The sequence below is a fragment of the Streptomyces griseoloalbus genome (genome assembly GCA_014650015.1).
Lineage (GTDB): Bacteria > Actinomycetota > Actinomycetes > Streptomycetales > Streptomycetaceae > Streptomyces > Streptomyces griseoloalbus.
The window spans coordinates 15,700-41,035 of sequence record BMUD01000036.1 but is presented as its reverse complement, the minus strand read 5'-3'; the positions used below and the strand labels follow the sequence as shown (position 1 = coordinate 41,035).

Below are 25,336 nucleotides of genomic sequence, written 5' to 3'. Positions count from 1 at the left end.
AACAAGGACCTAGACAATCCTCATTCTTGCTGGTCAGAGGCACTTTTCTCATACCTGACCACCCGTCGGACAGCCCGCTTCATGAAAGCGCGAGGCTTACCGGCAGGCGTGCACGACGCCTTGGCCCCATTGTCCGTCACGCCAGTGACACACTCGGTCCCGATGGCCAAGAATCACCGACCCGATCGACCCCCGACGGACACCCCGTCCAGGCCCCTGCCGGGCACGGTCCTGGACCGGCTCGCGTCCGGACCGAGCCGGGCTTCGCGCGTAACTCATACGGAGCACTTGCCCCCGCGTGCGGGTCGCCATGCCGTCTGGCCGGACCGGATCCGCGCGGAGGTCGTCGCCGCCGTGCGGGCCGCGGGCATCGAGCACCCGTGGGCCCACCAGGCACGCGCCGCCGAGCACGCCCTGGACGGCGAATCCGTCGTGGTCGCCACCGGCACCGCGTCCGGGAAGTCCCTGGCGTATCTCACACCGGTCCTGTCCACGCTCCTGGACGGCGCCGAGGCCCCGAACGGCCGCGGCGCGACCGCGCTCTACCTCGCCCCCACCAAGGCCCTCGCAGCGGACCAGTGCCGATCCGTGAAGGAACTTTCACAAACACTGGGCCATTCGGTGCGCTCGGCGGTCTACGACGGCGACACGCCGTTCGAGGAACGGGAGTGGATCCGCCAGTACGCCAACTACGTCCTGACCAATCCGGACATGCTGCACCGGGGCATCCTGCCGTCCCACCCCCGCTGGTCCTCCTTCCTGAAGTCGCTGAAGTACGTCGTCATCGACGAGTGCCACACCTACCGGGGCGTGTTCGGCTCGCACGTCGCCCAGGTACTGCGCCGGCTGCGCCGCCTGTGCGCCCGCTACGGCGCCTCGCCCGTGTTCCTGCTGGCCTCCGCCACCGCCGCCGAGCCCGCGGTCGCCGCCCGCCGCCTGACCGGGCTGCCGGTGGTGGAGGTCGCCGACGACGCCTCACCACGCGGTGAACTGGTGTTCGCCCTCTGGGAGCCGCCACTGACCGAGCTGCACGGCGAGAAGGGTGCCCCCGTCCGCCGTACGGCCACCGCCGAGGCAGCCGACCTGCTGACCGATCTCACCGTGCAGGGCATGCGCTCGATCACCTTCGTACGCTCCCGGCGCGGCGCCGAGCTGATCTCCGTGATCGCCCAGGAACGCCTCGCCGAGGTCGACCGTTCGCTGGCCGGGCGTGTCGCGGCGTATCGGGGCGGCTATCTCCCCGAGGAGCGCCGCGCCCTCGAACGTGCCCTGCACTCCGGTGAACTCCTCGGCCTCGCGGCGACGAACGCCCTCGAACTCGGCGTGGACATCTCGGGCCTGGACGCCGTGGTGATCGCCGGATATCCCGGCACCCGGGCGTCCCTGTGGCAGCAGGCCGGCCGCGCGGGACGGTCCGGGCAGGGCGCCCTCGCCGTCCTGGTCGCCCGCGACGACCCTCTGGACACCTTCCTCGTCCACCACCCCGAGGCCCTCTTCGACCGGCCCGTGGAGTCCACCGTCCTCGACCCGGACAACCCCTATGTGCTCGCCCCGCACCTGTGCGCGGCGGCCGAGGAGCTGCCCCTGACGGAGGAGGACCTGGCCCTCTTCGGTCCGGCCGCCGAGGAACTGCTCCCGCAGCTGGAAGCCGCGAAGCTGCTGCGCCGGCGGACGAGGGCCTGGCACTGGACCCGCCGGGAAAGGGCCGCGGACCTGACCGACATACGAGGTGAGGGCGGTCGGCCGGTGCAGGTCGTCGAGGTCGGTACGGGCAGGCTGCTCGGCACGGTCGACGCGGGCGCGGCGCACACGAGCGTCCACGAGGGCGCGGTCCATCTGCACCAGGGCCTCACGTACCTCGTCCGGTCGCTCGATCTGGAGGACTCCGTCGCCCTGGTCGAGCGGGCGAACCCGACGTACACCACGGTGGCCCGGGACACGACGTCGATCACCGTGCTGGAGACGGACACCGAGATCCCGTGGGGCGACGGCCGCCTGTGCTACGGCTCCGTCGAGGTCACCAACCACGTGGTCTCCTTCCTGCGCCGGCGGGTCATCACCGGCGAAGTGCTCGGCGAGACGAAGCTCGACCTCCCTCCTCGTACGCTGCGCACCCGCGCGGTGTGGTGGACGGTCACCGAGGACCAGCTGGACCGGGCCCGGATCAACCCGGAGATCCTCGGCGGTGCCCTGCACGCCGCCGAGCACGCGTCGATCGGCATGCTGCCGCTCTTCGCCACCTGCGACCGCTGGGACATCGGCGGTGTCTCGATCCCGCTGCACCCCGACACCCTGCTGCCCACGGTCTTCGTCTACGACGGCCACCCAGGCGGCGCGGGCTTCGCGGAACGCGCCTTCCACACCGCCCACGCCTGGCTCACGGCCACCCGCCAGGCCATCGCCTCCTGCGAATGCGACGCCGGGTGCCCCTCCTGCATCCAGTCCCCCAAGTGCGGCAACGGCAACGACCCTCTGCACAAACGGGGCGCGGTACGGCTGCTCACGGTGCTCCTGGAGGGCGCGCCGGTGGAGAAGCCGGATACCCCGGGGGCGGCTCAGCCGTCTGCCGGAGCGGATGGGGCGGTGCCTGGCCCGCCTCGGGGGCCGGAGCCGGAGCCGACGCCGCGGCCGGAACCGGAGGCAGGACCCGGGCCGGGGTCGGGAGCGGAGGCGGGACCCGGGCCGAGAGCGGAGGCGGGACCCGGGCCGAGAGCGGAGGCGGGACCGGAGCCGGGAGCGGAGGTTCCGCCGGGCCGGCCGGCCCCGCCCGTGCCCTGACCTCCACCGCGAACGGCCCCCGGCCCGACGCCACCGACACGTCCGACACCTCGCCGGTGATCACGCACCGCACGAGCCGCGTGCCCTGCGCCCGGGCCACCCGGTCCGCCCGCGCGCAAGCCTCCGTACCGCCCTGCGTCCAGTGGTCCGCCGCCGCGAGCGCCGCCAGGTCCGCGCCGCCGGCCGCCCGGTGCCGGACCACCACGGCGTGCCCGAGGGCCGCGACGACGCCGAAGACCACACACAGCACGGCGATCGCCCCGACACTCCAGACGGTCGCGGACCCGCGGTCCGAGCGCCCACCGGGCCCGCGGCCGCCCAGCGGCACCGGCGCCGACCACGCCGGCCATCGCCCGCGGAAAGCGCCCCTCACGCCCCCTCCCCCACGGACTCCTCCGCGGCCGTCTCCTCCGCCGCCGCTACGGCTTCCTCCCGTAGTTCGAAGGGCAGCCCGTGCAGGACCGGGGGCCTGGCCACGACGACCACCCGGACCTGCTCGGCCTCCCGGCTCACCGTGACCGTCGCGCCGGGCGGTGCCGCCTCGCGGGTCACCTCGATGACCGCGTCCGGCGGGTCCTGCCGGGCCGCCGCACGGGCGCCCGTGCGTGCCGCGTCCACGCACTGGATCTGCGCCGCCACCACGAGCAGGCCCCAGACCAGCACCGTCGCGAACATCACCAGGACGGGCAGCACCATGGCCGACTCCGCCGTCACGAACCCCCGGTCCGCGCGTCGCTCACATCCGGCCATCGAGTGCCTGCTGCACGATGTTCCGCAGCGCCGTGCTGACCGGTCCGCTGGTGACCACCTTGTAGAGCACCACGGAGAACGCCACCGCCGCCACGATTCCCATCGCGTACTCCGAGGTCACCATTCCGGCGTCCCGCCGTACCGCACGCGCCTTGCACACCTGGGCACGCAGTCGCGCCCGTACCACCTGATACATCTCAACCCCCTTAAGGAAAGGTGCTGTTGGTTCCGTCACTCGTTCTGTCACTCGTTCTGTCACTCGTTCTGTCACTCGTTTCGTCATCCGTGGTGCTTCCGTCGGCCCGTCACACACCACCTCCTCCCAGCACGCCGCCCGCGAGCCCGATCACCACGGGCAGCACACCCACCGCGATGAAGGCGGGCAGGAAGCACAGCCCCACCGGCGCGCTGACCAGGACGGCCGCCCGCCGGGCCCGTGCCGTCGCCGCGCGGGTCCACTGCGCGCGGGCCTCGGCGGCGAGCCGGGCCACCGGGGCGGCCAGGGGCAGCCCGGACACATCGGCCCGCTCCAGCAGCCGGGCCAGCACCCCGGCGCCCGGGAGCGACGCCAGGCGGCGCCACGCCGCAGCCGGCTCGCCGCCGAGCCGTACCTCCGCCGCGCCGCGCGCCAGCGCGTCCCCGACCGGTCCGCCCAAGGTCTCTCCGACGGCCTGCGCGGCCAGTACCGGACCCGCGCCCGCCGCGATGCAGGCGGACAGCAGATCCGCGGCCAGGGGCAGTTGACGTGCCGCCCAGGCGGCATCCGGCGCCCTTGCGTCCGCGGCGGCCTCCGTCCGCCGCAGTCGCCACCGCCACAGTCCGGCCGCGGCGACCAGTCCCACCACCACTCCGGCGAGACCGCCCACCAGCACCCACCCGGCACACGCCACGCCCGCGTGCGGCAGCCAACTCCGCACGGTGGGCAGCCTCGTGAGGCGTGAAGCAGCCGCCGGCCGCTCCAGGGCCAGCACCTCGGCCAGTCGTCGCCGCACCCGCCGCCGGCGGCGCGTCCGGCTCCACCACCCCACCAGCCAGGCGAGCGCCGACACGATCCCCATCACCGCCCCCAGCCTGTGGACAACGTCCCCGCTCATTTCGTCACCTCCTCGGCGCCCCGCATGATCCGCAGGGCCCACCACAGTCCGAGGCCCTCCAGCACCCCGCCGGCCACCAGACAGACCAGCCCCGGCCGTGTGTGCAGCAGAATGCGCAGCGGGTCCGCGCCGAGTGCGGCGCCGAGCGCCAGGCCCACGACCGGGAGCCCGGCGAGCATCACCGCCGTGGCGCGGGCACCGGCCAACTGGGAGCGCAGGTCGGCCCGCTGGTCGCGTTCGGCACGCAGCGCCGCTTCCAGCCGGTCGAGCCCGGCCGCGAGCCCGGCACCCTGGTCCACCGACACCCGCCAGCACGCGGCGAGTCCCCGCAGCCCTTCGGCGCCCGGCTGTTGTGCCGCCGCCGTGAGCGCGTCCGGTACGTCCCCGCCGAACCGCGCGGCGGCCAGCACCGCCGCCTGCATGTCACCGAGCCCGCCGGAGTCCCGCGCGGCCGGCAGCAGCGCCTCACCCGGTTGGCGCCCGGCGCGCACCTCGCCGGCCAGCGCACCGCACAGCGCGATCACCGCGTCCCCCCGGCTCTCCCGCACCCGGCGCTCCGTGGCGGCCCTGCGCAACCTCCGCAGCAAGGGCACCCCGGCCGCCCCCGCGACGACCGGAAGCACCGACGCACCCAGCACCGCCAGCACCATCCCGGCGGCCAACGACCACCACTCGACGCGCAGCCGCCCCAGGATCCGCTGCCCGGCGCGGACCACCCGGGGCCGGCCCGGCGGCCCGCTCCCCACCGCTCCACCGCCGGCCAGCAGCAACCGCGCCCGCCTGGCCCCGGCCCGCCCGCCGCCCAGCATCCAGGCCGCGGTCCCCAGACAGGCCACGGCCGCGCCCATCGACACCTCGGTCGTCCCGTTCACCGCCCGATCCCCTCTCGCGGTCGATCACCGTCCGCGTTCCGGAGCAGCTCCCGCAGCCGCTGCCATCCCCGCTCGCGGGCGAAGGCCTCCGGCCCCCACCGCAGTGCCGGTACCGTCCGCACCAGCCCCGACGGGTCCCGTTCGAGCACATGCACCTCCGCGATCCGCCGCCGCCCGTTCCGGTCGCGTACGAGGTGGAGCACCACCGAGAGGGCGGCAGCCAACTGGCTGTGCAGCGCGAACCGGTCGAGTCCGGCAGCCGTACCGAGCGCCTCCAGCCGGGCCGGCACGTCGGCGGCGGCGTTGGCGTGGACGGTTCCGGAGCCTTCGTGGCCCGTGTTGAGGGCGGCCAGCAGATGGACCACCTCCGGGCCGCGCACCTCACCCACGACCAGCCGGTCGGGCCGCATCCGCAGCGCCTGCCGCACCAGGTCCTCCAGGGTGACGAGGCCCGCGCCCTCCTGGTTGGCGGGTCTGGTCTCCAGCCGCACGACGTGCGGGTGATCGGGCCGCAGTTCCGCCGAGTCCTCGGCCAGGACGATGCGCTCCTCCGGCCCGACGAGCCCCAGCAGCGCGCTCAGCAACGTCGTCTTCCCGAACTGGGGACAGAGACACCACTACTGAGGCACACTCACCGCATGAAGACCACCCGGCCGGACGCCGGCCAGAAGACGCGCGCGGTCATCTACGTGCGCATCAGCCAGGACCGTACCGGCGCCGGCCTCGGCGTCGAGCGACAGCGCGAGGACTGCGAAGCCCTCGCCGAACGGATGGGCTGGGAAGTCCTCGAGGTGTACGTCGACAACGACGTGAGCGCCTTCTCCGGGAAGCTCCGCAAGGACTACCGGCGGATGCTCGCCGACCTCGACCAGGGCAAGGCCACCGTCGTCATCGTCTGGCACACCGACCGGCTCACCCGCTCGATCGTCGAGCTGGAGGAGTACATCGAGCTGTCCGACCGGCGCGGCATCGCCACGCACACCGTGCAGGCCGGGACCGTCGACCTCGCCACGCCCTCCGGCCGGATGACCGCGCGGATCCTCGGCGCCGTCGCCCGCCAGGAGTCCGAGCACAAGGGCGAGCGCGTGGCCCGGGCCCGTCGGCAGAAGGCGTTGAAGGGCGAGTGGATGGGTGGGATCCGCCCGTTCGGCTGGGGCGTGCCCACCGGTGAGACGCGGACGAAGACCGACCGAAAGACGGGCGAAGAAGTCGAGGTGCCTGAGCTGGACATGATGAAGGCCGTCCCGGAAGAGGCGGAGGCCCTGCGGTTCTGGACGGACGAGATCCTGTCCGGCGGATCCATCCGGTCACTGGTGAAGTGGTGCGCCGACAAGGGCGTCACCACCACGCGCGGGAACCCGGTCACGCACACCGACATGCGGGACATGCTGCTGCGGCCCAGGAACGCCGGGATCGCTGTCTACCGGGGCGAGGAGGTTGGGCGCGGGCAGTGGGAGCCCATCGTCGACGAGGCGAAGTACAGGGCCGTCTGCGCGATCCTTAAGGACCCGGCGCGCACGACGACCCCGGGTGCTCAGCCGAAGTGGCTCGGGTCGCTGCTGTACCGGTGCGGTCGCGCGGGGTGTGGCAAGGGCATGACCGTCACGCAGTCCGGCGGCCGGAACCATCCCAGCTACAAGTGCGGCACCGGTCACGGCGGCGGCCGACGCGCCGAGCTCGTCGACCAGTACGTCGAGGACCAGGTCATCGACCGGCTGTCACGGCCCGACGCGCACCAGCTGCTGGAGCCCGCACCGGACGGCATCGACGTGGCCGCGCTGCAGGCCGAGGGCGAGCGAATCCGGCAGCGAATGCGGGACCTGGGCGGTCTCTTCGGTGCCGGGCAGCTGGAGCTGGACGCGTTCACCGAGGGCATGGAGACCGCCCGCGCGCAGCTGGCCGGGGTGACGACGCAGCTGGCGCGCGCGGCAACGCGGGATCCGCTGGCGGGGCTGGTGGGGGCGCCGGACGTGCGGGCGGCCTGGCAGACGCTGGACCTCGAGCGGAAGCGGAACGCGCTGCGCGCCCTGGTCGAGGTGACACTGAAAACCCCCCGTCCAGGGCGGATGCCGGACGGGGGGTACTTCGACTACGACGCCGTGGTGTTCCATTGGAGGCGGGGAATCAATCATCGGCCTTGAGTTGAGTGTCTACGGCAGAAATGATGACATCAACCAGCATAGATGTCGCCGTGTCCACCCATCCGGCGCTTTCACGGAGAACGTCGAGCAAAGATTCCGACACCGGTTTTCCATCACTAAAGTCGAGCAGACCTTGAAGCAGTTCGGGAGATTCCCCGTATTCCGTCTTTGTTCGAATAACACTGTCGTAGTACGCGCGCTCACGCCTTGCCGAATCCTGGAGTGCCACCTGGTCCACGCCATGCAGTTGGTCTTGCGTGACACCGATGGAGTCGTAGACGTCTTCCAAGGTCATGCATAGGTAGCCATACCGCTCCACCAGCATCCTGAAGTCGCCAAGCAGCACCCCCGAGTCGCCCGTGTTGCGGTACCTGAGGATGCTCGTCGCAACACCGATCGTGCATTCATAAAGCCTTCGATCCTTTTTTAGCGCTGCCAGCATACTCGCCGTTTCGGATAGCGCATGCTTGATGCTGTCCAGTTCCCGTGAGGCATCATCCACAAGAACGTCTAGTTCTGTGCCCGCGTACAGGAAGTAGTTGAAGTCGCGCTTATAGATTTGAGCTAGAGCGGCCACTTCGGCAAAGAGCACGGGCCTGTCCGCCGCTTCCGTCTTAGCCACCGTTGTTTGCCGCCAAGTGAACCCGCGGTCGCGCATCGCATCCGCGACGGCTCCCTGCGAGAGCCCTACCGCCCTGCGCGCCGACCGAAGCCGAGCCGCCAGCACCTTCGGCAGCCGTCCGGCCATCGGCTCACGCCCTCCAGCGTTGAACTGCGTTGACTCACGCTTATCCCTCATGGGGATGAAGAGTACCGACTAGCTGAGCCCTGACAAGGTTGACAGTCGCCGAACAGGCGTGCATCCTCCATGAGCATCACGGTTAACACGTGACGCATCCCTGAGAAGGTTGGCCATGGAGCACTACCTCACCACCGACGAGGTGGCCGCCCGTTACCGCACAGCACCGGGCACGGTCCGGTACTGGCGCCACATCGGGTACGGCCCCAAGAGCACGAAAGTCGGCCGGCGGCACTTGTACCCCGCGGCGGCCATCAGAGAGTTCGACGAAGAGCTGCTCGCCAAGGCGGGCCACGGCGTCTCTCCCGTGTACCAGCCGGGAGAGACCGCCGAAAACGACGAAGCGGCCGGGTACCAGCCGGCCGCTCCTGTTGAGCAATCCGCACCTACCTGCAAGTAAGAGAACGGAACGTGCTCATGAGCAAGCTTCCCACGACGGCAACGGCGCCGTCGACTCTGCCCGAGCAGGGCATCACCGCCAGCCTGACCGTCGAGGTCATGGCCGACCTCGACGACGGCCAGCTCACGCTGGTCGCCGCCACGCAGGGAAACCAGGGTGACCTTCAGGTGGTCACCCCGGCCCAGGCGCTGGCCAAGGTCACCTCGCTCCGCGAGAAGGCCGACCGCATCGAGGCACTCATCAGCGAGTACGCCGAGAAGGTCCTGATCCCCGCGTTCCTCGCCGAGTTTGACATCGAGCTCGAGGAGCTCGATATAGCCAGCCTCATCGAGGACGCGCCCGACCTCGCCGCCCGCTTCCGCGCCTTCGCCGCGGTCAAGAACGACGGCAGCATCATCGCCGCCTTCCCCAAGGGGCAGGCCCCCGTCGAGCGGCTCGCCGCGATCCGCAGCCTGGTCCTCGACCTGCAGAAGAGGGGGCAGGCGTGACCGCCCCACGGAGCACCCCGACGGCCGGGGGTGTAGCCACACCGGCCCGCCCGGTCCGCTTCGCCGACCCGAAGAGGAACGCCGCCTACTGGGCGCGCATCGAACGCAATACCGCTGCAGCGCCGCCGCTGACCACCGAGCAGATCGCCACCCTGCGCGGCATCTTCGCCCCCGTCGTGGCCAGCATGGCCAAGGAGGCGGCATGAGTGAGCAGCTGCGTCCCGAGTGCACGCACTGGGTCGGCTCCGAGCGGCGGCATTGCCGGAAGACCGACGGCGTCCGCCGCTACATCACCGGCCTGCGCTGCTCCGAGCACACGCCGAGCGCCCTCAAGGGCCTGCCCGAGATTCCGCCCGGCCCCGGTTGGCCGGCCCACCGCAAGGAGGCGATGTCGTGAACGACCGCGTCCCCGGCCGCTGGCCCGTCGACGAGCCCATCGACCTCGACGCGCTCGCGCCGGACGAAGGCCAGCTGTACGTGCAGCGGCAGCAGGAACGCGCCCTGCACGAGATGGTCCTCGACTCCATCCGGCACGACCTTGAGGCCCAGCCCACGCCGCTTTCTGTCGTCACGGCCGCCCGCAACTGGTGCACCCGCATCACCGCCGCCGCCGAGGACATCGCCCACGCCAAGCGCAGAGCGGCATAGCGGTCAAGGGCGGGCGCTGCTGGGGGTAGCGCCCGCCCTCACCCCACGAACCAACTGGCCAACGCTCGTAGAAGAGAGCAGTTCGTGATCGACACCATCGCCTTCAACCGCATCGCGGACCTGCTCCGCGACCGGGGCGAACCCACGCGCTACCAAAGTGGCAGACTCCGCACCCGCGGCCTCTGCCACGACGGCGACGCCCCCGACACCGTCGCCATCAGCCGCATCGACAACGGCATCGCCCTGTTCTGCCACAAGTGCCAGGGCAACACCGACTTCCTCGCCGCCATTGGCTGGACCGAGGCCGACCTGTTCGACGAGCCCCTCGAGCGGACGCGCGACCGGCCCGCCGACGACACCTGGATCCCCTGCCAGCGGCACGGCCACAAGCGAGTCGCGCAGTACATCTACCGCGACGAGAACGGCGGCGTCGTCCACGGCGTCACCCGCTGCGACCACAAGGACTTCGCCCAGTGGCGGCCCGACCCGGCCGCGAAGTCCGGGCGCCGCTGGTCCCTCAACGATGAGCGCGGCAACCGGCTCGTCCGCCTGGTCCCGTACCGGCTGCCCGAGCTGCTCGCCGCGAAGGAAGCCGACCGGGTCATCTTCATCGCCGAGGGCGAGAAGGACGTCCACGCGCTCGTCGACCACGGCCTGGCCGCCACCTGCAACGCGGGCGGCGCCACGAAGTGGACCGCCGAGCACGCCAAGTTCCTCGAGGGCGCCGACGTCACCATCGTCGCCGACCGCGACGAGAAGGGACGCGAACACGCCCTCGCCGTCGTCGACAGCCTCCGCGGCCTGGCGCACTCCGTCTACGTCGTCCAGGCCAAGACCGGCAAGGACGCCGCCGACCACTTCGCCGCCGGCCACAAGGACCACGAGTTCATCCAGGTGTGGGCACCCGTCCCGTACCCCGGCGACCCGGCGGTGGACGCATGACCACGGCACCGAACTGGGCACCCAACATCGAGGCCCCGTCCTGGGACAAGGGCATCCACCCCGAGGACACCAAGGACTGGGAAGAGCCGATCCCGCTGGAGCCGCCGCCCGCGCCGCCGCTGGACGCGTCCAAGCTGCGCGGCGTCGGCGTCATGGCGCAGGCCGTCGCCGACAGCCTCCAGGTGCCCGTCGACCTGCCCGCGTGGCTCGGCATGGCCGTCGCCTCCACCGCGATCGGCGGTCGCCGCACCGTCAGCCCCAAGCCCGACTGGGTTGAGCCCGTCACCCTCTACACGATGCCCGTGGCCGCGCCCGGCGAGATGAAGTCGCCAGCACTCGGCCTCATGGCGAAGCCGTTGTATGACGAGCAGAAGCGGCGCCGCGACGAAGACAAGGTCGCAGTCGCCCGGGACCAGCAGGACCGGCGCATCGCCGAGTCGATCGTGTCCGACGCCGAGAGCAAGGTCATCAAGGCGAAGGACGCGGACGCCCGAAAGAAGGCGCGGACCGACCTGGACCTGGCCCGCGACGAGCTGGAGTCCCTCGGCGAGCCGAAGGTGTACACCCAGCTCATCGCCGACGACACCACCCCGGAGGCCGCCACTGACGTCATCGCCGAACAGGGTGAGCGCCTGGCCGTCCTGTCCACCGAGAGCTCGTTCCTCGGCAACGTCGGCGGCCGGTACGCCAAGAACGCCAACCCCGAGATCGTGCTGAAGGCGTGGAGCCACGAACCGCACGCCGTCAACCGCAAGAGCGGCCGCACGCTCCTGCTCGAGCGCCCCAACCTGTCCCTCGGCCTGGCCGTGCAACCCGGCTTCCTCACAGGTATGGGAGAGACCGGTGACGTCTTCGAGGCCCGCGGCCTCATGGCGCGCTTCCTCTTCTCCATGCCGATCAGCCGGGTCGGCGACCGCGTGTACGACACCGACCCGATCCCGGGCCAGGTACGGCAGGCGTGGCACACCGCCATCACGGACATGATGACGGCCATCTGGGACGACACCGAGTACCGGCAGATGGACCTCGACAGCCACGCGCGGGCATCCTTCCGGGCGTTCTGGGAGGCCCTCGAGCCGCGCCACAAGTCGCACGGTGACCTCGCCTCGATCGAGGGCTGGGCGAAGAAGCTGCCGGGCCAAGTCCTCCGCCTGGCGGCAGTCCTGACGCTCCTTGACGACCCGTCGGCGCTCACCGTTCCCGGGGACGTGATGGACGACGTGGTGTCCCTGGTGCCTTACCTGATCGCGCACGCGCGGCTCGTCTCGGACCTGATGTCCGCCGAGCGGCAGTCGAAGCTCGGGCCGGCGCGCTCGGTCCTCGACTGGCTGCGCCGGAAGATCGCGGACGAGCAGATCGTGGGCCGGTTCTCGGCGAGCGACGTCGAGAAGGGCGTGCGCGGGCAGGGCTGGTGCACGGAGATGGCGGACGTTCACGACGCCCTGGACGTCCTGGTGCGGTCCGGCTGGCTCCGGCAGATCGACCCTCCGGAGCGTAAGGAGGGGCAGCGCGGGCGTCCGCAGAAGCCCCGCTACGTGGTCCACCCGGACGTCTCGGGCATCGACCGGAGCCGAGTTATTTCCATTAATTCCATGCCCCGGGGTGCCGCGTGAAGGGCCCTGGGTTAGTTCCAGGGTCCCTATAAAGCTCATTTTTCAACTAATTACTACTCTCTGTAACCAGAAAAGTAACCCCCGGTGCACGGCGGACCTCATCGCCCACACCCCTTACCGGTACGACCGCATGGAATTAATGGACGAAAGTCCAGCGGCCGGGCCCCGACCTCCGGAAGGCTCCCCGTGAACGTTGACGACATCGTCGCCGCGAAGATCGCCGCCGCCCGCGCCCGCGCCGAGGCGGCCAAGGTGCGGCGGGCCGCCCTCAACGCCGCCCGGCAGCGCGGCCTCGCCCACCGGCATGCCCAGCGCCTCCGCAACCAAGCTTCCGCCCGCACGACGGACGGAGCCGTGACCGAGGCGGTCACGGACGACACCACCAAGGAGAACCAGTGATCCCCGCCAACCGCCCCGCCTACGTGGCCCGTTACCGGCACCACAACAAGGCCACCGACACCACCCACCACTCCACCAAGCCCGTCATCGCCTGGGACGACGACAAGACCGCCCTCGTCGTCGACGAGAAGACCGGCCACCTCGTCGACGCCGACAGCTACAGCAACTTCGCCGGCCTCCACGAGGTCGACCTTCCGGTCGTCGCTTCGCTGCCCGGTGGCGGCTGGCTCGCCGAGTGCCGCGACAGCGACGGCACTGTCTGGACGAGGACAGTCGTTGCCTGGAACGCCAAGAGCGACGGCGAACTCGTGCCCGTCTGTGTCGACGCCGACGGCTTGACCGGCGACCCCTGCAACGACTCCGGCTTCCTACGGCTGTACCACCCCAGCGAGGAGCCGCCCGCGCCCGAGCAGTCTGCCTGACCCGCACGCAGCCGGCCGCCCCGCGGGAACCGGGGCGGCCACCCGCCCAGCATCCCATCACCGCCGAGGAGAACCAGTGACCACGACCACCGACATCGCCCGCGCCCACGGCCACAGCGGGCCGACCAACTGCCAGGACTGCGGCACCACTGAGAGCGTCCACTTCGGCAGTTGGTGGAACCCGGAGACGCACGAGGGCGGCAACTTCCTGCAGTGCTGCGCCTGCGGCATCAAGGCCGGCGACCCGATCAGCGAGCACTTCGACTGCGGCGCCGCCATCACCCAGTACGTCCTCAACGAGCACACCAGCCTGTACAGCGCGCTCGCTCACAAGCGCGTCCAGGTCAGGGCCGTCGAGGAGTACATGCAGGGGCAGCACGCCGCCGTGACCTACCTGGACCTCGATGGCGACGCGGCCCACCAGTACGCCCTGGGCGTGGTGCTCAACCACGTCGGCCGGGCCTACGCCGCTGCCGCCATCAACCAGGTCACGCAGGCCCTCGCCGACAAGCTCGACGAGGAGACCGTCCTGACGCTCGGCGACATCGCCGCCACCCTCGACCTCCCGATCGTCGAAGACCTCACCGGCGCCAACGGAACCGGCGAGGACGCCTGACTCGCACGCAACCGGCCGGGCCCGCGGGTATCGGGCCCGGCCACCCATCCAGCGCATCACAGAAGGAGCCCGCCATGGCAGGCGAGACCGTCATCACCGTCGTCGGCAACCTGGTCGACGACCCTGAACTCCGCTTCACTCCGGCCGGCGCTGCGGTCGCCAAGTTCCGTGTCGCGTCCACCCCCCGCACCTTCGACCGCCAGACGAACGAGTGGAAGGACGGCGAGAGCCTCTTCCTGACCTGCTCGGTGTGGCGGCAGGCGGCGGAGAACGTCGCCGAGTCGCTCCAGCGAGGCATGCGCGTCATCGTCCAGGGCCGCCTGAAGCAGCGGTCATACGAGGACCGCGAGGGCGTCAAGCGCACGGTCTACGAGCTGGACGTCGACGAAGTCGGGCCGTCCCTCACCTACGCCACCGCGGCCGTCACCAAGAAGACCGGCAGCGGCCAGCAGCAGCGCCCCGCCAACGGCCAGCAGCAGACCGGCGGATGGGGCGGTGGCCAGCAGCATCCCGCAGCCCAGGGTGCCAACTACTCCGACGAACCCCCGTTTTGATCAAGGAGGCGACATGACTGAGAACGAGATCATCCTGTTCATCTGCGGCATCGGCGTCGGTGCTCAGGGCGTGGCCGTCTGGCACATGGTCCTCGACATGCGGCAGGCACGCCGCAGTCTCGCCGAGTCCCACCAGGTCCGCCGCCGGTCGGCCGGTGACGCGTTCCTGCGGAGCCTGGAGCTGTACCAGGTCCAGCAGCGCTACGGACTCGTCCCGTGACCGTCTGCGAGCTGTGCGGTGAGGAGACCCGCAGTCGGTACCTGTGCGAGCGGCACACCGTCCAGCTCGCCAAGCGCCTGGACGACCTGCCGACCCTGTACGCCGAGGTCGGCGAGTGCCTGGTGCCTCGCCGGTCCGGGCCCGCCGAGTTCGTCTCGACGGCCCCGGCCGGCCCCCGGTCCCCGCTCGACGAGGACGTCCTCGACACGGTCAACATGGCCCGGGCGGCCGAGGTGCTGCAGCTGTGGCGGGTGGACGTGCAGCGGGAACGCTGGCCACAGCACACTCCGCCTCCGCCGGCCGCGCTGGACGCCAACTGCCGGTGGCTGGCGATGGAGCTGGAGTGGATCGTCGACCACTACCCAGGCGCCGGGGACATGGCGCGCGAGGTGGGCGAGCTGGAGGCGCAGGCGCGGACGATCGTCGGGGACCCGGCGCCGCGGCCGCAGCGGCTCGGCACGTGCGTGGCTGCCGACAGTGACGGCGTCATCTGCGGGGCGGTGATCTCCCGGCTGCCCGGGCAGTCCCGTGTGACGTGCCGGTGGTGCGGCTACAGCTACGAGTCCGAGCAGGACTGGCTGCTGCTGCTCCACTTTCAGCCGAGGGAGGCAGCGTGAGCGCCCGAACCGCTTGCGGTAGGACACAATGTCCCCCTAGACTGAACTGCGTGCCAACCTCCAATTGGCGCGAGCGCGTTGCTGCCGAAACTCGGCGACAGCGTGAGCTACGTGAAGAGATCGCGGCCAGCGCCCGAAGACGAGCGGAAGCGTTCGGCGAAGGCGTCCGCGAACTCGGAACGAAGAAGGCTGTCGCCCGGGAAACCGGGATCGACGTCCGCATCGTGCGAAGAGCGATGAACGAGTACGGACCGGCGACTGCACCGCCGCCCGACTCCACAACTGAAGATCATCCAAACGAGTAAGGCCCCTCGGCGAAGGCGACTGCACCGCCTGACCGAGGGACCCGACTCGGCCCCCGGAAGGCGCGTCAACGCCAGACCGAGGACTTGATCACGAGAGAGAGCTAACCTCCTCATGACCCAACAGAACCTTAGCGCGCCCGAAAGCGCGCAGATCAACCCGGCCGAGCCCCTGTACGAGGCCGCCGCCGCCGTCCGCGACCAGCTGCGCGAGCCGACCGACCTCGAGGTCGCCGTCAGCGTCGCCCAGCAGCTCCTCGACAGCAACAGCGTCCTCTCCCTCCGCGAGGCCCTCCGACTCCTCCTCCGCGCCATCGGCGCCGAGACGAGCGAGCCGCACACGGTCCGCCACGCGAACGGCCTGGCCTTCACCGTCATCCCCGCCGACAGCTACACCGCCCGCATGGCCCGCGACGTCCGCCAGCTGACCATGGACGACGGCACGGTGTGGACCGTCGGCACCCGCGGCGCCGGCTCCACCATCGCCTGGCGCCCTGCCGCCGCCGAGCCGCCCGCGCTGCGCTGCCCGGCCGCGCACCCCGAGGACCCGACCCCGTGCGGCGGGCCGGTCGTCGTCACCGTCCTCGACCGCGGCAACGCGGGCGCGGACGGCTGCGAGCACCACGCCGCCCGCCTCCTCGCCTCCCTCGACGGAGGACGCGTCTACCCCCTGCCCGACGCCCCCAACGGCGCCGCCACCCGCACCTTCAAGACCGCCAGCACCCTGCGCCCCTACGCCTGGCTGGAGGGACAGCGGTGAGCGAGCCCCGCAAGCAGTCCCCGCGCTACCGGGACCGCACCGTCATCCTCGACACCGTCGACCACGGCGAGGTCACCGTGCCCGAGCCCGCCTGGTGCGTCGGCCACGACGACGACCTGGTCGGCTACCTCGCCGACGTCACCCACAACGGGCCCACCATCACCGCGGCCGCCGTCACCGCCCGGTACGGCCGCACGCAGATCCTCGAGGCCCGCACCACGCAGGCCCCGCACGGCGAGATCCGCCCCGAGCCGCTCCCGCTGCTGTACGTCCACCTCGACATCGACGCCACCGTCGCCACCGAGGACGGCCGGCACCTCACCCGGGCCCTCCGCGCCGCCGCCGCCCGCATCGACCGCGCCCTCGACGAGCTCGCGCACCTGCGAGGTGAGCGCCGATGACCACTCGCAGCCTCACGAAGTGGCAGACCGGCGTCCTCGGCACCGCCGCCGCCCTGATGGTCGCCGTCGGCGTCGTCGGCGCCGCCGGCACCTACAGCAACGCTGCCGCCGAGTTCCACCGGCAGGCCACCGCCGCCGGTGTCGTCGCCGCCGGAGAGGGCCTGACCCTCATCCTCGCGATGGTGATGCTCGGCCGCACGATGCTCGGGCAGTCCTCGCCCGCGGTCGTCCGGATCGGCATGTGGCTCGCCCCCGTCTCCGCGAGCTGCATCGGCATCACCATCGCAGGCAATCCCCGGGAGGCCGCCGTGTACGCGGTCACCCCGCTCGCCATGTCCGGCGCCGCCGAGGGCCTCGGCTTCATCGCCCGCAGCATCGTCGTCTACACCTCCGGCGTGGACGCCGAGACGCTGCGCCGCAACGCGGATGTCGCCCGGCAGCTCGCCTTCCACCGGGCGGTGGCCGACGGCCACCCCGACGCCCGCAAGCGCAAGGCCGCCGTGCGCCGGTACTGGAAGCTCGCCCGATACGTCGGCGTCGGCGACACCGAGCTCGGCGCCGGCCTGGTCGACGTCCAGCGGACCCGCGTCCGCGAAGGAGCCGATGCGGCCCTCGCGTCCATGTACGGCGCCGCCGCCCCGGCCGTCGAAGTGACCGTGGAGCGCGTCGACGACGACCAGGCGGCCGAAGAACCGCCCGCCATCGAAGCGCCGCGCCCGCTGCCCGAGGTAGTCCCGTCCGGCGCCCGGCTGCTGCCGATCGTCGCCCGGCCCGAGCCGGTCAAGGGTGACCAGGCTTTCAACTCTGAAAGCCTGCCGCCCGCCCCCACTCCGGTGGTCATCCCGCCCCTGCCCCAGACGCCAGCGAGTCCGTGGCTGTGGGACCACATCGGTCCGCGTGACATCCCCTCTAAGGCGACCGCGTCGGTACCCGCCGAGCAGCCCCGCCAGGTGGTCACCGCCACGGTCACGCTCACCCCGTCCGACCTGCGGCGACAGGCCCGCAGGCTGCACCGGGAGGCGGTCAGGTCGACGAACCGGCCGGTGACCATCAAGACGCTTCAGGACGAACTCGGCCTGTCGCGTCGAGAAGCGACCGACCTGCGCCGCGAAGTGGTCGAGGGGAGCCGGTCATGAAGTGGCTCATCCTCGGCGCCCTGCTCGGGCTGCTGCTGACCACCCCCGCCGCGCTCACCGCGACCGCCACCGTGGTCACCGCGCTGGCCTCTCAGCCGCTGCTGCTCGCGTTCGTCCTCGGTGCCGTAGCCCGCCCGTACCTGCCCCTGGTGAGGAAGTGGACCCGATGAGCGACGCCCTGGAGAAGGCCGCCCGCGACGCCGTCGAGGCCGCCGACAACACGGAGCTGACCCGGCAGATCGTCGCGATCCTCGCCGCGCAGCAGCAGATGCTCGCTCAGCAGGCGCAGCCGCCGGCGCCCGTCCGGCAGGAGTTCGACGCGAAGAAGTGGGTCGTCATCGGCGGCGTCGTCGTCTCGGTGGGCCTGGTCGGCGCCCTGTTCGCCGTCGCGATCGCCATCGGCGCCGTGTGTGCCACCGCCTGCCTGCTCGTCCTGCGCGGCATGTGGGCCGACGTCCAGAAGGGGCGCCGCTGATGGGCATCTTCAACCGCCGCGAGACCGCGGCAGACGACCAGGCCCGCACCACGCGCCTGCTGAACGGCCTGGAAGCCGCCTACGCCGCCCGCACCGGTGACCCCTGCGGTGACGCCGACCTCGACGACTTCGAAGAGGTCATCGTCTCCGCCACCGGCGCCGAGTGCGAGCCGCCCTACCCGCCCGCCGGCCACACCTACCCCCGCCGCTGACCGGCTGCCCGATCCGCCCGGCCCGTCCGGGCGGTGAGGGGAGCCGGGACAGCCCCGGCCCACCCGAGAAGGGACCGAGATGAGCTTCAGCGACCGCATGCAGGCCCAGGCCGACGAGGTGTATGCCGCCATCGAGCGCAACGAGGTGCAGGACGTCGAGGCGGCCCTGATGGACGCCCACCTCACCGCGTCGACCGACGAGGAGAACTGACCATGCCGTTCAGCAACCACGACCCGCACAACCTCACCGAGTTGGCCAGGACCGTGGTCCTCGGCATCCAGATCCAGCGGCGTAAGGCCCGCGGCAAGGGCACCGCCCGTCAGGAGAAGCAGGTCGACGAGATCCGCGCCAAGGCCGAGGCCCGCGAGGCCGCACGCCGCAAGTAGCACCGCCCCGGGGCGGCCGCCATGCCGCCAAGCTCACCGGCCGCCCCGGGCCTCCCGTCCCTCAGCAGAGAGAAGGAACCCTCATCATGACCGAGACAGCGCCCGAGCAGGTCAACGGGCACGCCAACCCGCAGGTCTCCCTGCTGAAGTTCGCCCCCGAACAGCCGCCCAACGCTCCCGTACCCGTCGACAACCCGACACTGCCCGCCCCGGGCGTCGTCGACGAGAAGCGAAAGCCGATCCTGCCCCCGTGGCTGCGCGACCGGACCGAGTTCACGACGGCCGCCCAGCACACCACGGCCCGCCTCGGGTACGCCACCGCCTACCACGGACTGCGCACCCCCTGGTACGCCCTGCAGCTGGCCGCCATGTCCCCGCGCGGCGCCTGCCGCTTCGTCGCCGAGACGAACCGATGGATCTGGGACCGCGAGGCCGCCCCGCTGCGCGACCACGCCGTGCGCACCGAGGACGTCGACGAATACCTGCACCTCGCCCGACTGCGCGGCAACCGCGTCCGCCTGCGCGGCCTGGTCGTCTTGGTCGACGCGGTGTTCGGCCTCGGCTTCGCGCTGTGGCTGTACGTCATGGCCCCCGCCTACCTGTACGCCTTCGCGGCCGGCGCCGTCCTCACCCTCGGCTACTTCGGGCAGCAGCCCGACGCCCCCGTCATCGGCCCCGCGGTGATGCGCACCGAGCTGCAGAAGCTCACCGGCACGATCGTGCTGCGCGGCCTCGACAGCATCGGCAACCCGAAGATCTCCGCCGCCATCAAGAAGGGCGGTGACATGGACGGCATGCGCTTCACCAGCGAGATCGTCCGCGACGGGCCCGGCTACCGCGCAGACCTTGACCTCCCCTACGGAGTCACTCCCGACGACATCATGGAGAAGCGGGAACAGCTCGCCTCCGGCCTGCGCCGCAAGGTCGGCTGCGTATGGCCGTCCGGCGACCCCGACGAGCACGAGGGCCGCCTGGTGCTGTGGGTCGGCGACAAGCCGATGAACGAGACCACGAAACCCGCGTGGCCGCTGCTCAAGGACGGCCAGGTCGACCTGTTCAAGCCCATCGTGTTCGGCAACGACCAGCGCATGCGCTGGGTCGAGGTCACCCTCATGTTCGCGTCCGTCGTCATCGGCTCCATCCCCCGCATGGGCAAGACGTTCCTCCTGCGGCTGCTCATGCTCGTCGCCGCCCTGGACCCGCGGGCATGGCTGCTGGCGTTCGACCTGAAGGGCACCGGCGACCTCGGCCCGCTGGAGCCCGTCGCCCACCGCTACCGGTCCGGTGAGGAGGACGAGGACATCGAATACATCCTTCACGCCCTGCGGGAGGCCAAAGAGGAGCTGCGGCGCCGGGCGAAGGTGATCCGGTCCCTGCCGCGCGCCCGCTGCCCCGAATCGAAGGTCACGCCCGCGCTGGCCAGCGACAAGAGCCTCGGCCTGCACCCGATCGTCATCGGCGTCGACGAATGCCAGGTGCTGTTCGAGCACGACAAGCACGGCGCCGAGATCGAATCCATCTGCACGGACATCACCAAGCGCGGCCCCGCCCTCGGCATCATCGGCATGTTCGCCACACAGCGCCCCGACGCCAAGAGCCTCCCGCCCGGCATCAGCGCCAACGCGGTCCTGCGGTTCTGCCTGAAGGTGATGAACCACCAGGCCAACGACATGGTGCTGGGCACCGGCGCCTACAAGTCGGGCATCCGCGCCACCATGTTCAGCCGCCGCGACCTCGGCATCTGCTGGCTGGCCGGCGAGGGCGACGACCCGCGCATCGTCGCCTCCGCGTTCATCGACGCACCCAAAGCCGAACTGGTCGCCGCCCGGGCACGGAAGATGCGCGAGGAATACGGCAACATCACCGGCCACGCCATCGGCGAGGGCCCGGCGAAGACCGTGGGCATGGACGTCCTGGCCGACGTCCTCGCCGTGATGGCCACGGACGAAAAGGCCGTGTGGTGCGAGCGGATCGCCGACCGGCTCGCCGAGCTTCGCCCGGACGCCTACGACGGTTGGAAGGGCGAGAACGTCACAGCCGCGGTGAAGCCGTGGGGCATCAAGACCGGGCAGGTGTGGGGCACCACCGACGGCGGCGAAGGCGCCAACCGGCGCGGCATCAAGCGCACCGACGTCGTCGCCGCAGTGACCCGCCGAGAAGCCGACAGGCTCGCCTCCTGACCCCCGAAACGACCCCTAGACCTAGCACCCGACCCTGCTAGGTCTAGCACCCCCGCTAGCAGCCAATCCCACCCCTGAACAGGCAACTAGCGCCTAGCAGGGACACCACCCACACCCCGGCACCCGCCCGGAAACGAGGAGAAGACACCTCATGCTGATCGCTATGGCCGCACTCATCCTCTGGGCCGGCGGCTACGCCGTGCTGTGCGCCGTCAAGCCCTTCGCGCCCTGCCGCCGATGCGACGGCCTCGGCACCATCGAACGCTTCGGGAAGACGAAGATGTGCCCGCGCTGCCTCGGCAAGAAGCTCCGGATCCGCGTCGGCCGCCGCGCCCACAACGCCTGGCGCCGCACCCACCAGGCCGGCACCCGCTGACCCATCATGGAGGCATGGAGCAGCAGCACATCAGGCCCGGCCACCTCACCGCACAACAGACCGCACGCCTGCTCGGGGTGAAGTTGGACGCCGTCCGGCAGCTGGTGAAGCGCGGCCACCTCACACGCTCGGGCGGTACTCCCCGCCAGCCCTGGTACGCCGCACAGGACGTCGCAGCCCTGGTCGCCAAGCGCCGCACTCTTGACGCCGCTTGACCGCAGGTCAGCGACCTGTCACGATCTCGGTGAACACCTGTGCCCGCAAACGGCACCACAGACGCACGACGAAGCCCCGGCCGCCGGTTCCCGGTCGGGGCTTCGCCGTGTCCAGACGTCCGCGCAGGGCCCACCCTGGATCGCTCACACGAGTCGGGTTGCTGCTGACGCGCGCCCTGCGCGGACCCACACCCTGCACGCACGGAGGACGCTGTGATCCAGCTGCCCGAACTCCCCGAGAGCATCACCCGCGAGCAGGCGCGCGCAGCCCTGGACGCCCTCGGCCTGCCGGGCTCCGTGACCACCTTCGAACTGGACCACGTGGACGGCCTCACGGTCGGCCTGCTGGCTCAGGACACCGAGGGCCGCAAGGTCAGAGTCGGCGATGGGCCAGCGCTCATCACCGTGCAGATCCCGTTCGCGACCGAGTAGGACCCGGTTCCCATGGGCACGACGCCAGCTCACCGCCGCAAGGCCAGGCAGACGGCGGCCGCCTGGCGCTGGGTCTACAACGACCCACGCTGGGATCCACTGCGCGACCAGGTCCTCTCCGAGGAAGCGTTCTGCCGCGCAGGATGCAGCCGCCCGCCCACGGTCGTCGACCACATCCGACCCCACCGCGGCAACGAGCAGCTGGCGTTCGACCGTGCCAACCTCCAGGCCATGTGCAAGCCCTGCCACGACGCCAAGACCGCACGCGAGACAGGGTTCCTGGACGGCGGCCGGCGCCTGCAGACCACGGCCAAGGTCACCCTGGTGTGCGGGCCGCCCTGCTCGGGCAAGACGAGCTGGGTCCGCGAGCACGCTGAGCCTGGTGACCTGATCGTTGACTGGGACGCCCTGGGGGTGGCCCTGGGGTCCCCCCACCCCCACGCCCACCCCTCCGCTCTGCGGCCCTTCATCGCCGAGGCGAGAGACGCGGTGACCGCTCGCCTCGAACGCAGCCACAACCTCAGCGCGGCGTGGATCATCGCGACCGCGCCCCGGCAGGCCGACCGCGAGCGCCTGGCGCCCGGCGCCGACGTCGTGCTGCTCGCCACGCCCGAGGACGAGTGCGTGCGCAGGGCTCGCCGGGACGGCAGGCCAGGCGATACGATCAGCGCCATCGAGGACTGGTGGCGCGTCTACCGCGCAGACCAAAGCTCCCCGGCGATGTGATCGCACCCCCGAGGGGGGATGCGAATCTTCCCGCCGGGGAGGTTCCAGAACGCAGGCGGGGGTGTCGCGCACGCGACCGCGAGTTTCGGCCGCCTTTCTGAGGATCCTGTAACCGCCGCAGACCTGCTGCGACATGCCCTGGAGGTGGTCATGGGAGCCCGTGGACCTGTGGGCCAGCCCGACAACGTCCGCGCTCTGCGCGGCAACCCCGGCGGCCGGCCAGCCCCGAAGCGCGTGACCGCCTCGCCGGGCGTGCCGGACGTCCCGGACTGGCTGGACGACGAGGCACAGGAGGAGTGGGCGCGGATCGTTCCGGACCTGGACCGGCTCGGGGTGCTGGCCAAGGTGGACCGGGCCGCGCTCGCCACGTACTGCGCGGCCTGGTCCAAGTTCGTGGCCGCCGAGCAGCTGCTGCAGTCGGACGACCTGGTGGCCGAGCGGCGCGCGGGGAACGGTCCGGCGAAGAACCCGGCCTGGCAGATCTGGCGGGAGGCGGCCACCACCGTGGCGGCGCTGGCGAAGGAGCTGTTCATCACGCCCAGCGCCCGCCTCCGCTCGGTGAAGCCGGAGGGTGACGACGATGACCCGGGTGACGGCATCCTCGACTAGGGGGCTGCGGGCGCGACTGACCGCTGAGATCGACCGGGCAATCGCGGGCTGGGTCGACGGGGGCCTGGTGCAGGGCACCGAGTGGCTCGCCGAGGGACGGCGGCCGCTGCTCGTCACACCACTGCCGGCCCCGCCGGGTACGTGGTTCGACCCGCAGGCAGTCGAGCGGGTCCTGAAGTTCTTCCTGCTGCTGAAGCAGCTGATTGGTCGTCACGCCGGGCGTGAGTTCCGGCTGCTGGACTGGCAGGTGCGCTACCTGATCGCGCCGGTGTTCGGGCTGAAGCGGCCGGACGGCTACCGGGTGATCCGTACCGTGTGGTTCGAGATCCCGCGTAAGAACGGCAAGTCGACAATCTGCTCGGGGCTGGGGTTGTACCTGGCGTTCGCGGACCGGGAGCAGGGCGCCGAGGTGTTCGCGGCGGCTGGTGACCGCGAGCAGGCGAACATCGTCTTCCGCGCGGCCGCGAACATGGCCTCCGGGTCGCCGCCGCTGAAGAAGCGGCTCGGGCGCCGGGGGATCCAGCGCAAGCTGCTGGAGCACCCGGGCACGCACAGCATCTTCCGGGCCCTGTCTTCGGAGGGCCTGCGCGCACACGGCCTGAACGTGCACGGCGGCATCATCGACGAGGTCCACGTCCACAAGAACCCGGACGTGGTGGACGCCTTGGAGACCGGCACCGGCTCCCGGACGCAGCCGCTGATCGTGTTCATCACCACGGCCGACGACGGTGCCGAGGCCGGGTCGATCTACGCCACCAAGCGCGAGGAGATCGAGACCCTCGCCGGCGGGCACGCCGAGGACCCCACGGTGTGGGGTGTCGTGTTCGGCGCCGACGACCAGGCGGAGGACTTCGACCCGTTCTCCGAGGACACGCTGCGCACCGCGAACCCCGGCTACGGGGTGACCGTGCTGGCGGACTACCTCGCGGGGAAGGCCGCGCAGGCGGCGCGCTCGCCGCAGCAGCTGAACCGGTACCTGCGGCTGCACCTGAACGTGCGGACGAAGCAGACCACGAGGTGGCTGCGGATGGAGGACTGGGACGCCAGCGCGCGGACCCGGACGGGCGTGCCCATTGCGGTGGAGCTGGCGGACCTGGAGGGCCGGCAGTGCTACGGCGGGCTGGACCTGTCGTCCACCACGGACATGACGTCGTTCTCCCTGTGGTTCCCGCCGGAGGATCCGGAGGACCCGGCCGAGCCGCACATCTGGGTGCCGTTCTTCTGGCTGCCGGAGGACCGCATCAAGGAGCTGATGCGGCGCACGAAGGTGCCGCTGGACCGGTGGGCCAAGACAGCCGCGCACGCCGGGCCGGCGCTGCGGCTGACGGAGGGCAACGTCGTCGACTACCGCGCGGTGCGCCAGCTGGTCACCGAGGACCTGGCGGAGCGGTTCGACATCCTGGCGGTCGGCTACGACCGGTGGAACGCGACCGAGACCGTGAAGGAACTGGCCGACTCCGGGCTGGCGATGGAGCAGGTGTCGCAGGGCTACGCGGGGCTGAACCAGCCGTGCCAGCAGCTGGAGCGGCTGGTGCTGTCTCAGCGGATCGCGCACGGAGGGCATCCGATCCTGCGCTGGCACGTCGACTGCGTGGGTCTGAAGACGAACTCAGACGGCTACGTGAAGCCGGTCAAGCCGGACCGGCAGACGTCGTCCAAGCGCATCGACGGTGTGGCCTCCGGGCTGAACGCGCTGGCGATGCACCTGGCGCAGGTTGAGCCGGAGGAAGAGCCGGAGCCGCAGATCCGCATCATCAGCTAGCCCGAGGGGG

36 protein-coding genes and 2 pseudogenes are annotated in these 25,336 nt (G+C 71.3%); 31 read left to right on the top strand and 7 right to left on the bottom strand.

Annotation, left to right across the window (positions count from 1 at the left end):
• The first annotated feature begins 81 nt into the window (after window positions 1–81).
• Entirely contained in the window at window positions 82–2,778 is a 2,697-nt protein-coding gene (locus tag IE178_RS33590; protein ID WP_438874436.1) for a DEAD/DEAH box helicase, read from the top strand.
• On the opposite strand, the pseudogene IE178_RS33585 reads toward IE178_RS33590, so the two are convergent.
• The 6 genes and pseudogenes from IE178_RS33585 to IE178_RS33560 form a co-directional block, all read right to left on the bottom strand.
• Window positions 2,720–3,100: pseudogene (locus IE178_RS33585) on the bottom strand (Rv3654c family TadE-like protein); the annotation flags it as partial. The gene IE178_RS33590 and the pseudogene IE178_RS33585 overlap by 59 nt on opposite strands.
• Before the next feature lie 47 nt (window positions 3,101–3,147).
• The gene (locus IE178_RS33580; RefSeq protein ID WP_193514885.1) at window positions 3,148–3,528 is read right to left on the bottom strand and encodes a TadE family type IV pilus minor pilin; all 381 of its coding nucleotides are present in this window, start codon (window positions 3,526–3,528) and stop codon (window positions 3,148–3,150) included.
• On the bottom strand, window positions 3,515–3,724 hold the full coding sequence (locus IE178_RS33575; protein WP_184765057.1) for a DUF4244 domain-containing protein: 210 nt from the start codon (window positions 3,722–3,724) through the stop codon (window positions 3,515–3,517). Before IE178_RS33575 ends, IE178_RS33580 begins: the two co-directional genes overlap by 14 nt.
• Window positions 3,725–3,833: 109 nt before the next feature.
• Window positions 3,834–4,622, bottom strand: a complete 789-nt coding sequence (locus tag IE178_RS33570) for a type II secretion system F family protein (RefSeq protein WP_184765056.1) — start codon at window positions 4,620–4,622, stop codon at window positions 3,834–3,836.
• Entirely contained in the window at window positions 4,619–5,470 is an 852-nt protein-coding gene (locus IE178_RS33565; RefSeq protein ID WP_184765134.1) for a type II secretion system F family protein, read from the bottom strand. Before IE178_RS33565 ends, IE178_RS33570 begins: the two co-directional genes overlap by 4 nt.
• Window positions 5,471–5,490: 20 nt before the next feature.
• Window positions 5,491–6,090, bottom strand: a pseudogene (locus IE178_RS33560) (ATPase, T2SS/T4P/T4SS family); the annotation flags it as partial.
• Between the two features lie 42 nt (window positions 6,091–6,132).
• Between IE178_RS33560 and IE178_RS33555 the strand changes: the two are divergent.
• Entirely contained in the window at window positions 6,133–7,635 is a 1,503-nt protein-coding gene (locus IE178_RS33555) for a recombinase family protein (protein ID WP_193514884.1), read from the top strand.
• On the opposite strand, the gene IE178_RS33550 is transcribed toward IE178_RS33555, so the two are convergent.
• On the bottom strand, window positions 7,619–8,434 hold the full coding sequence (locus tag IE178_RS33550) for a helix-turn-helix domain-containing protein (RefSeq protein WP_193514883.1): 816 nt from the start codon (window positions 8,432–8,434) through the stop codon (window positions 7,619–7,621). The two genes, IE178_RS33555 and IE178_RS33550, sit on opposite strands and share 17 nt — an antisense overlap.
• Window positions 8,435–8,549: 115 nt before the next feature.
• Here IE178_RS33550 and IE178_RS37015 point away from each other — a divergent pair, with 115 nt between their 5' ends.
• The 29 genes from IE178_RS37015 to IE178_RS33410 all read left to right on the top strand — a co-directional run bounded on the left by IE178_RS37015 (window position 8,550) and on the right by IE178_RS33410 (window position 25,326).
• A complete protein-coding gene (locus IE178_RS37015) occupies window positions 8,550–8,834 on the top strand; it encodes a helix-turn-helix domain-containing protein (protein WP_438874435.1) in 285 nt (94 codons plus the stop codon).
• Between the two features lie 17 nt (window positions 8,835–8,851).
• On the top strand, window positions 8,852–9,322 hold the full coding sequence (locus tag IE178_RS33540; RefSeq protein WP_193514882.1) for a hypothetical protein: 471 nt from the start codon (window positions 8,852–8,854) through the stop codon (window positions 9,320–9,322).
• Window positions 9,319–9,528: a hypothetical protein gene (locus IE178_RS33535; protein WP_193514881.1), complete on the top strand. Its 210-nt coding sequence runs from the start codon at window positions 9,319–9,321 to the stop codon at window positions 9,526–9,528. Before IE178_RS33540 ends, IE178_RS33535 begins: the two co-directional genes overlap by 4 nt.
• Window positions 9,525–9,719, top strand: coding sequence for a hypothetical protein (locus IE178_RS33530; RefSeq protein WP_193514880.1), 195 nt, complete (start codon window positions 9,525–9,527; stop codon window positions 9,717–9,719). Before IE178_RS33535 ends, IE178_RS33530 begins: the two co-directional genes overlap by 4 nt.
• Complete coding sequence (locus IE178_RS33525) at window positions 9,716–9,970, top strand: hypothetical protein (protein ID WP_193514879.1); 255 nt, start codon at window positions 9,716–9,718, stop codon at window positions 9,968–9,970. The genes IE178_RS33530 and IE178_RS33525 overlap by 4 nt, the downstream gene beginning before the upstream one ends.
• 84 nt (window positions 9,971–10,054) lie before the next feature.
• On the top strand, window positions 10,055–10,912 hold the full coding sequence (locus IE178_RS33520; protein ID WP_193514878.1) for a toprim domain-containing protein: 858 nt from the start codon (window positions 10,055–10,057) through the stop codon (window positions 10,910–10,912).
• On the top strand, window positions 10,909–12,525 hold the full coding sequence (locus IE178_RS33515) for a YfjI family protein (protein WP_193514877.1): 1,617 nt from the start codon (window positions 10,909–10,911) through the stop codon (window positions 12,523–12,525). Before IE178_RS33520 ends, IE178_RS33515 begins: the two co-directional genes overlap by 4 nt.
• 186 nt (window positions 12,526–12,711) lie before the next feature.
• Window positions 12,712–12,924 carry a hypothetical protein gene (locus tag IE178_RS33510; protein ID WP_193514876.1) on the top strand — a complete coding sequence of 71 codons (213 nt, stop codon included), beginning with the start codon at window positions 12,712–12,714 and terminating at the stop codon, window positions 12,922–12,924.
• On the top strand, window positions 12,921–13,346 hold the full coding sequence (locus IE178_RS33505) for a hypothetical protein (protein WP_193514875.1): 426 nt from the start codon (window positions 12,921–12,923) through the stop codon (window positions 13,344–13,346). Before IE178_RS33510 ends, IE178_RS33505 begins: the two co-directional genes overlap by 4 nt.
• 76 nt (window positions 13,347–13,422) lie before the next feature.
• On the top strand, window positions 13,423–13,962 hold the full coding sequence (locus IE178_RS33500; protein WP_193514874.1) for a hypothetical protein: 540 nt from the start codon (window positions 13,423–13,425) through the stop codon (window positions 13,960–13,962).
• A 74-nt stretch (window positions 13,963–14,036) separates the two neighbouring features.
• Entirely contained in the window at window positions 14,037–14,516 is a 480-nt protein-coding gene (locus IE178_RS33495; RefSeq protein WP_193514873.1) for a single-stranded DNA-binding protein, read from the top strand.
• Between the two features lie 13 nt (window positions 14,517–14,529).
• Complete coding sequence (locus IE178_RS33490; RefSeq protein WP_193514872.1) at window positions 14,530–14,736, top strand: hypothetical protein; 207 nt, start codon at window positions 14,530–14,532, stop codon at window positions 14,734–14,736.
• On the top strand, window positions 14,733–15,353 hold the full coding sequence (locus IE178_RS33485; protein ID WP_193514871.1) for a hypothetical protein: 621 nt from the start codon (window positions 14,733–14,735) through the stop codon (window positions 15,351–15,353). Before IE178_RS33490 ends, IE178_RS33485 begins: the two co-directional genes overlap by 4 nt.
• A gap of 50 nt (window positions 15,354–15,403) precedes the next feature.
• Complete coding sequence (locus IE178_RS33480) at window positions 15,404–15,658, top strand: hypothetical protein (protein ID WP_193514870.1); 255 nt, start codon at window positions 15,404–15,406, stop codon at window positions 15,656–15,658.
• Window positions 15,659–15,770: 112 nt separating this feature from the next.
• Complete coding sequence (locus IE178_RS36425) at window positions 15,771–16,415, top strand: hypothetical protein (RefSeq protein ID WP_318280392.1); 645 nt, start codon at window positions 15,771–15,773, stop codon at window positions 16,413–16,415.
• Window positions 16,412–16,816, top strand: coding sequence for a DUF6907 domain-containing protein (locus IE178_RS33470; RefSeq protein WP_193514869.1), 405 nt, complete (start codon window positions 16,412–16,414; stop codon window positions 16,814–16,816). Before IE178_RS36425 ends, IE178_RS33470 begins: the two co-directional genes overlap by 4 nt.
• Window positions 16,813–17,952 (top strand): conjugal transfer protein, encoded by a 1,140-nt coding sequence (locus IE178_RS33465; RefSeq protein ID WP_193514868.1) that lies wholly within the window; start codon window positions 16,813–16,815, stop codon window positions 17,950–17,952. The genes IE178_RS33470 and IE178_RS33465 overlap by 4 nt, the downstream gene beginning before the upstream one ends.
• Complete coding sequence (locus tag IE178_RS33460; protein ID WP_193514867.1) at window positions 17,949–18,122, top strand: hypothetical protein; 174 nt, start codon at window positions 17,949–17,951, stop codon at window positions 18,120–18,122. Before IE178_RS33465 ends, IE178_RS33460 begins: the two co-directional genes overlap by 4 nt.
• The gene (locus IE178_RS33455; RefSeq protein WP_193514866.1) at window positions 18,119–18,427 is read left to right on the top strand and encodes a hypothetical protein; all 309 of its coding nucleotides are present in this window, start codon (window positions 18,119–18,121) and stop codon (window positions 18,425–18,427) included. The genes IE178_RS33460 and IE178_RS33455 overlap by 4 nt, the downstream gene beginning before the upstream one ends.
• Window positions 18,427–18,639: a hypothetical protein gene (locus tag IE178_RS33450; RefSeq protein ID WP_193514865.1), complete on the top strand. Its 213-nt coding sequence runs from the start codon at window positions 18,427–18,429 to the stop codon at window positions 18,637–18,639. Before IE178_RS33455 ends, IE178_RS33450 begins: the two co-directional genes overlap by 1 nt.
• A 79-nt stretch (window positions 18,640–18,718) precedes the next feature.
• Complete coding sequence (locus IE178_RS36420; protein ID WP_318280391.1) at window positions 18,719–18,850, top strand: hypothetical protein; 132 nt, start codon at window positions 18,719–18,721, stop codon at window positions 18,848–18,850.
• A gap of 2 nt (window positions 18,851–18,852) precedes the next feature.
• The gene (locus tag IE178_RS33445) at window positions 18,853–19,026 is read left to right on the top strand and encodes a hypothetical protein (protein ID WP_193514864.1); all 174 of its coding nucleotides are present in this window, start codon (window positions 18,853–18,855) and stop codon (window positions 19,024–19,026) included.
• 86 nt (window positions 19,027–19,112) lie between these two features.
• The gene (locus IE178_RS33440; protein WP_193514863.1) at window positions 19,113–21,206 is read left to right on the top strand and encodes an FtsK/SpoIIIE domain-containing protein; all 2,094 of its coding nucleotides are present in this window, start codon (window positions 19,113–19,115) and stop codon (window positions 21,204–21,206) included.
• Window positions 21,207–21,369: 163 nt separating this feature from the next.
• Complete coding sequence (locus tag IE178_RS33435; protein ID WP_318280390.1) at window positions 21,370–21,582, top strand: hypothetical protein; 213 nt, start codon at window positions 21,370–21,372, stop codon at window positions 21,580–21,582.
• A gap of 14 nt (window positions 21,583–21,596) precedes the next feature.
• Window positions 21,597–21,797, top strand: a complete 201-nt coding sequence (locus tag IE178_RS33430) for a helix-turn-helix domain-containing protein (protein WP_193514861.1) — start codon at window positions 21,597–21,599, stop codon at window positions 21,795–21,797.
• A gap of 213 nt (window positions 21,798–22,010) precedes the next feature.
• Complete coding sequence (locus IE178_RS33425) at window positions 22,011–22,229, top strand: hypothetical protein (protein WP_193514860.1); 219 nt, start codon at window positions 22,011–22,013, stop codon at window positions 22,227–22,229.
• A 12-nt stretch (window positions 22,230–22,241) separates the two neighbouring features.
• Window positions 22,242–22,955, top strand: a complete 714-nt coding sequence (locus IE178_RS36415) for an AAA family ATPase (RefSeq protein ID WP_318280389.1) — start codon at window positions 22,242–22,244, stop codon at window positions 22,953–22,955.
• A 150-nt stretch (window positions 22,956–23,105) separates the two neighbouring features.
• On the top strand, window positions 23,106–23,564 hold the full coding sequence (locus IE178_RS33415) for a phage terminase small subunit P27 family (protein WP_193514859.1): 459 nt from the start codon (window positions 23,106–23,108) through the stop codon (window positions 23,562–23,564).
• Window positions 23,545–25,326 carry a terminase large subunit gene (locus IE178_RS33410; RefSeq protein ID WP_193514858.1) on the top strand — a complete coding sequence of 594 codons (1,782 nt, stop codon included), beginning with the start codon at window positions 23,545–23,547 and terminating at the stop codon, window positions 25,324–25,326. The genes IE178_RS33415 and IE178_RS33410 overlap by 20 nt, the downstream gene beginning before the upstream one ends.
• Window positions 25,327–25,336 lie beyond the last annotated feature (10 nt).

Coding starts and splice junctions, on each gene's coding strand:
- IE178_RS33460 (WP_193514867.1), top strand. CDS start 17,949: ATGAAGTGGCTCATCCTCGGCGCCCTGCTCGGGCTGCTGCTGACCACC.
- IE178_RS36415 (WP_318280389.1), top strand. CDS start 22,242: ATGGGCACGACGCCAGCTCACCGCCGCAAGGCCAGGCAGACGGCGGCC.
- IE178_RS33530 (WP_193514880.1), top strand. CDS start 9,525: ATGAGTGAGCAGCTGCGTCCCGAGTGCACGCACTGGGTCGGCTCCGAG.
- IE178_RS33540 (WP_193514882.1), top strand. CDS start 8,852: ATGAGCAAGCTTCCCACGACGGCAACGGCGCCGTCGACTCTGCCCGAG.
- IE178_RS37015 (WP_438874435.1), top strand. CDS start 8,550: ATGGAGCACTACCTCACCACCGACGAGGTGGCCGCCCGTTACCGCACA.
- IE178_RS36425 (WP_318280392.1), top strand. CDS start 15,771: ATGACCCAACAGAACCTTAGCGCGCCCGAAAGCGCGCAGATCAACCCG.
- IE178_RS33430 (WP_193514861.1), top strand. CDS start 21,597: ATGGAGCAGCAGCACATCAGGCCCGGCCACCTCACCGCACAACAGACC.
- IE178_RS33495 (WP_193514873.1), top strand. CDS start 14,037: ATGGCAGGCGAGACCGTCATCACCGTCGTCGGCAACCTGGTCGACGAC.
- IE178_RS33550 (WP_193514883.1), bottom strand. CDS start 8,434: ATGAGGGATAAGCGTGAGTCAACGCAGTTCAACGCTGGAGGGCGTGAG.
- IE178_RS33490 (WP_193514872.1), top strand. CDS start 14,530: ATGACTGAGAACGAGATCATCCTGTTCATCTGCGGCATCGGCGTCGGT.
- IE178_RS33450 (WP_193514865.1), top strand. CDS start 18,427: ATGGGCATCTTCAACCGCCGCGAGACCGCGGCAGACGACCAGGCCCGC.
- IE178_RS33580 (WP_193514885.1), bottom strand. CDS start 3,528: ATGGCCGGATGTGAGCGACGCGCGGACCGGGGGTTCGTGACGGCGGAG.
- IE178_RS33565 (WP_184765134.1), bottom strand. CDS start 5,470: ATGGGCGCGGCCGTGGCCTGTCTGGGGACCGCGGCCTGGATGCTGGGC.
- IE178_RS33435 (WP_318280390.1), top strand. CDS start 21,370: ATGGCCGCACTCATCCTCTGGGCCGGCGGCTACGCCGTGCTGTGCGCC.
- IE178_RS33445 (WP_193514864.1), top strand. CDS start 18,853: ATGCCGTTCAGCAACCACGACCCGCACAACCTCACCGAGTTGGCCAGG.
- IE178_RS36420 (WP_318280391.1), top strand. CDS start 18,719: ATGAGCTTCAGCGACCGCATGCAGGCCCAGGCCGACGAGGTGTATGCC.
- IE178_RS33555 (WP_193514884.1), top strand. CDS start 6,133: ATGAAGACCACCCGGCCGGACGCCGGCCAGAAGACGCGCGCGGTCATC.
- IE178_RS33440 (WP_193514863.1), top strand. CDS start 19,113: ATGACCGAGACAGCGCCCGAGCAGGTCAACGGGCACGCCAACCCGCAG.
- IE178_RS33455 (WP_193514866.1), top strand. CDS start 18,119: ATGAGCGACGCCCTGGAGAAGGCCGCCCGCGACGCCGTCGAGGCCGCC.
- IE178_RS33575 (WP_184765057.1), bottom strand. CDS start 3,724: ATGTATCAGGTGGTACGGGCGCGACTGCGTGCCCAGGTGTGCAAGGCG.
- IE178_RS33515 (WP_193514877.1), top strand. CDS start 10,909: ATGACCACGGCACCGAACTGGGCACCCAACATCGAGGCCCCGTCCTGG.
- IE178_RS33590 (WP_438874436.1), top strand. CDS start 82: ATGAAAGCGCGAGGCTTACCGGCAGGCGTGCACGACGCCTTGGCCCCA.
- IE178_RS33570 (WP_184765056.1), bottom strand. CDS start 4,622: ATGAGCGGGGACGTTGTCCACAGGCTGGGGGCGGTGATGGGGATCGTG.
- IE178_RS33415 (WP_193514859.1), top strand. CDS start 23,106: ATGGGAGCCCGTGGACCTGTGGGCCAGCCCGACAACGTCCGCGCTCTG.
- IE178_RS33465 (WP_193514868.1), top strand. CDS start 16,813: ATGACCACTCGCAGCCTCACGAAGTGGCAGACCGGCGTCCTCGGCACC.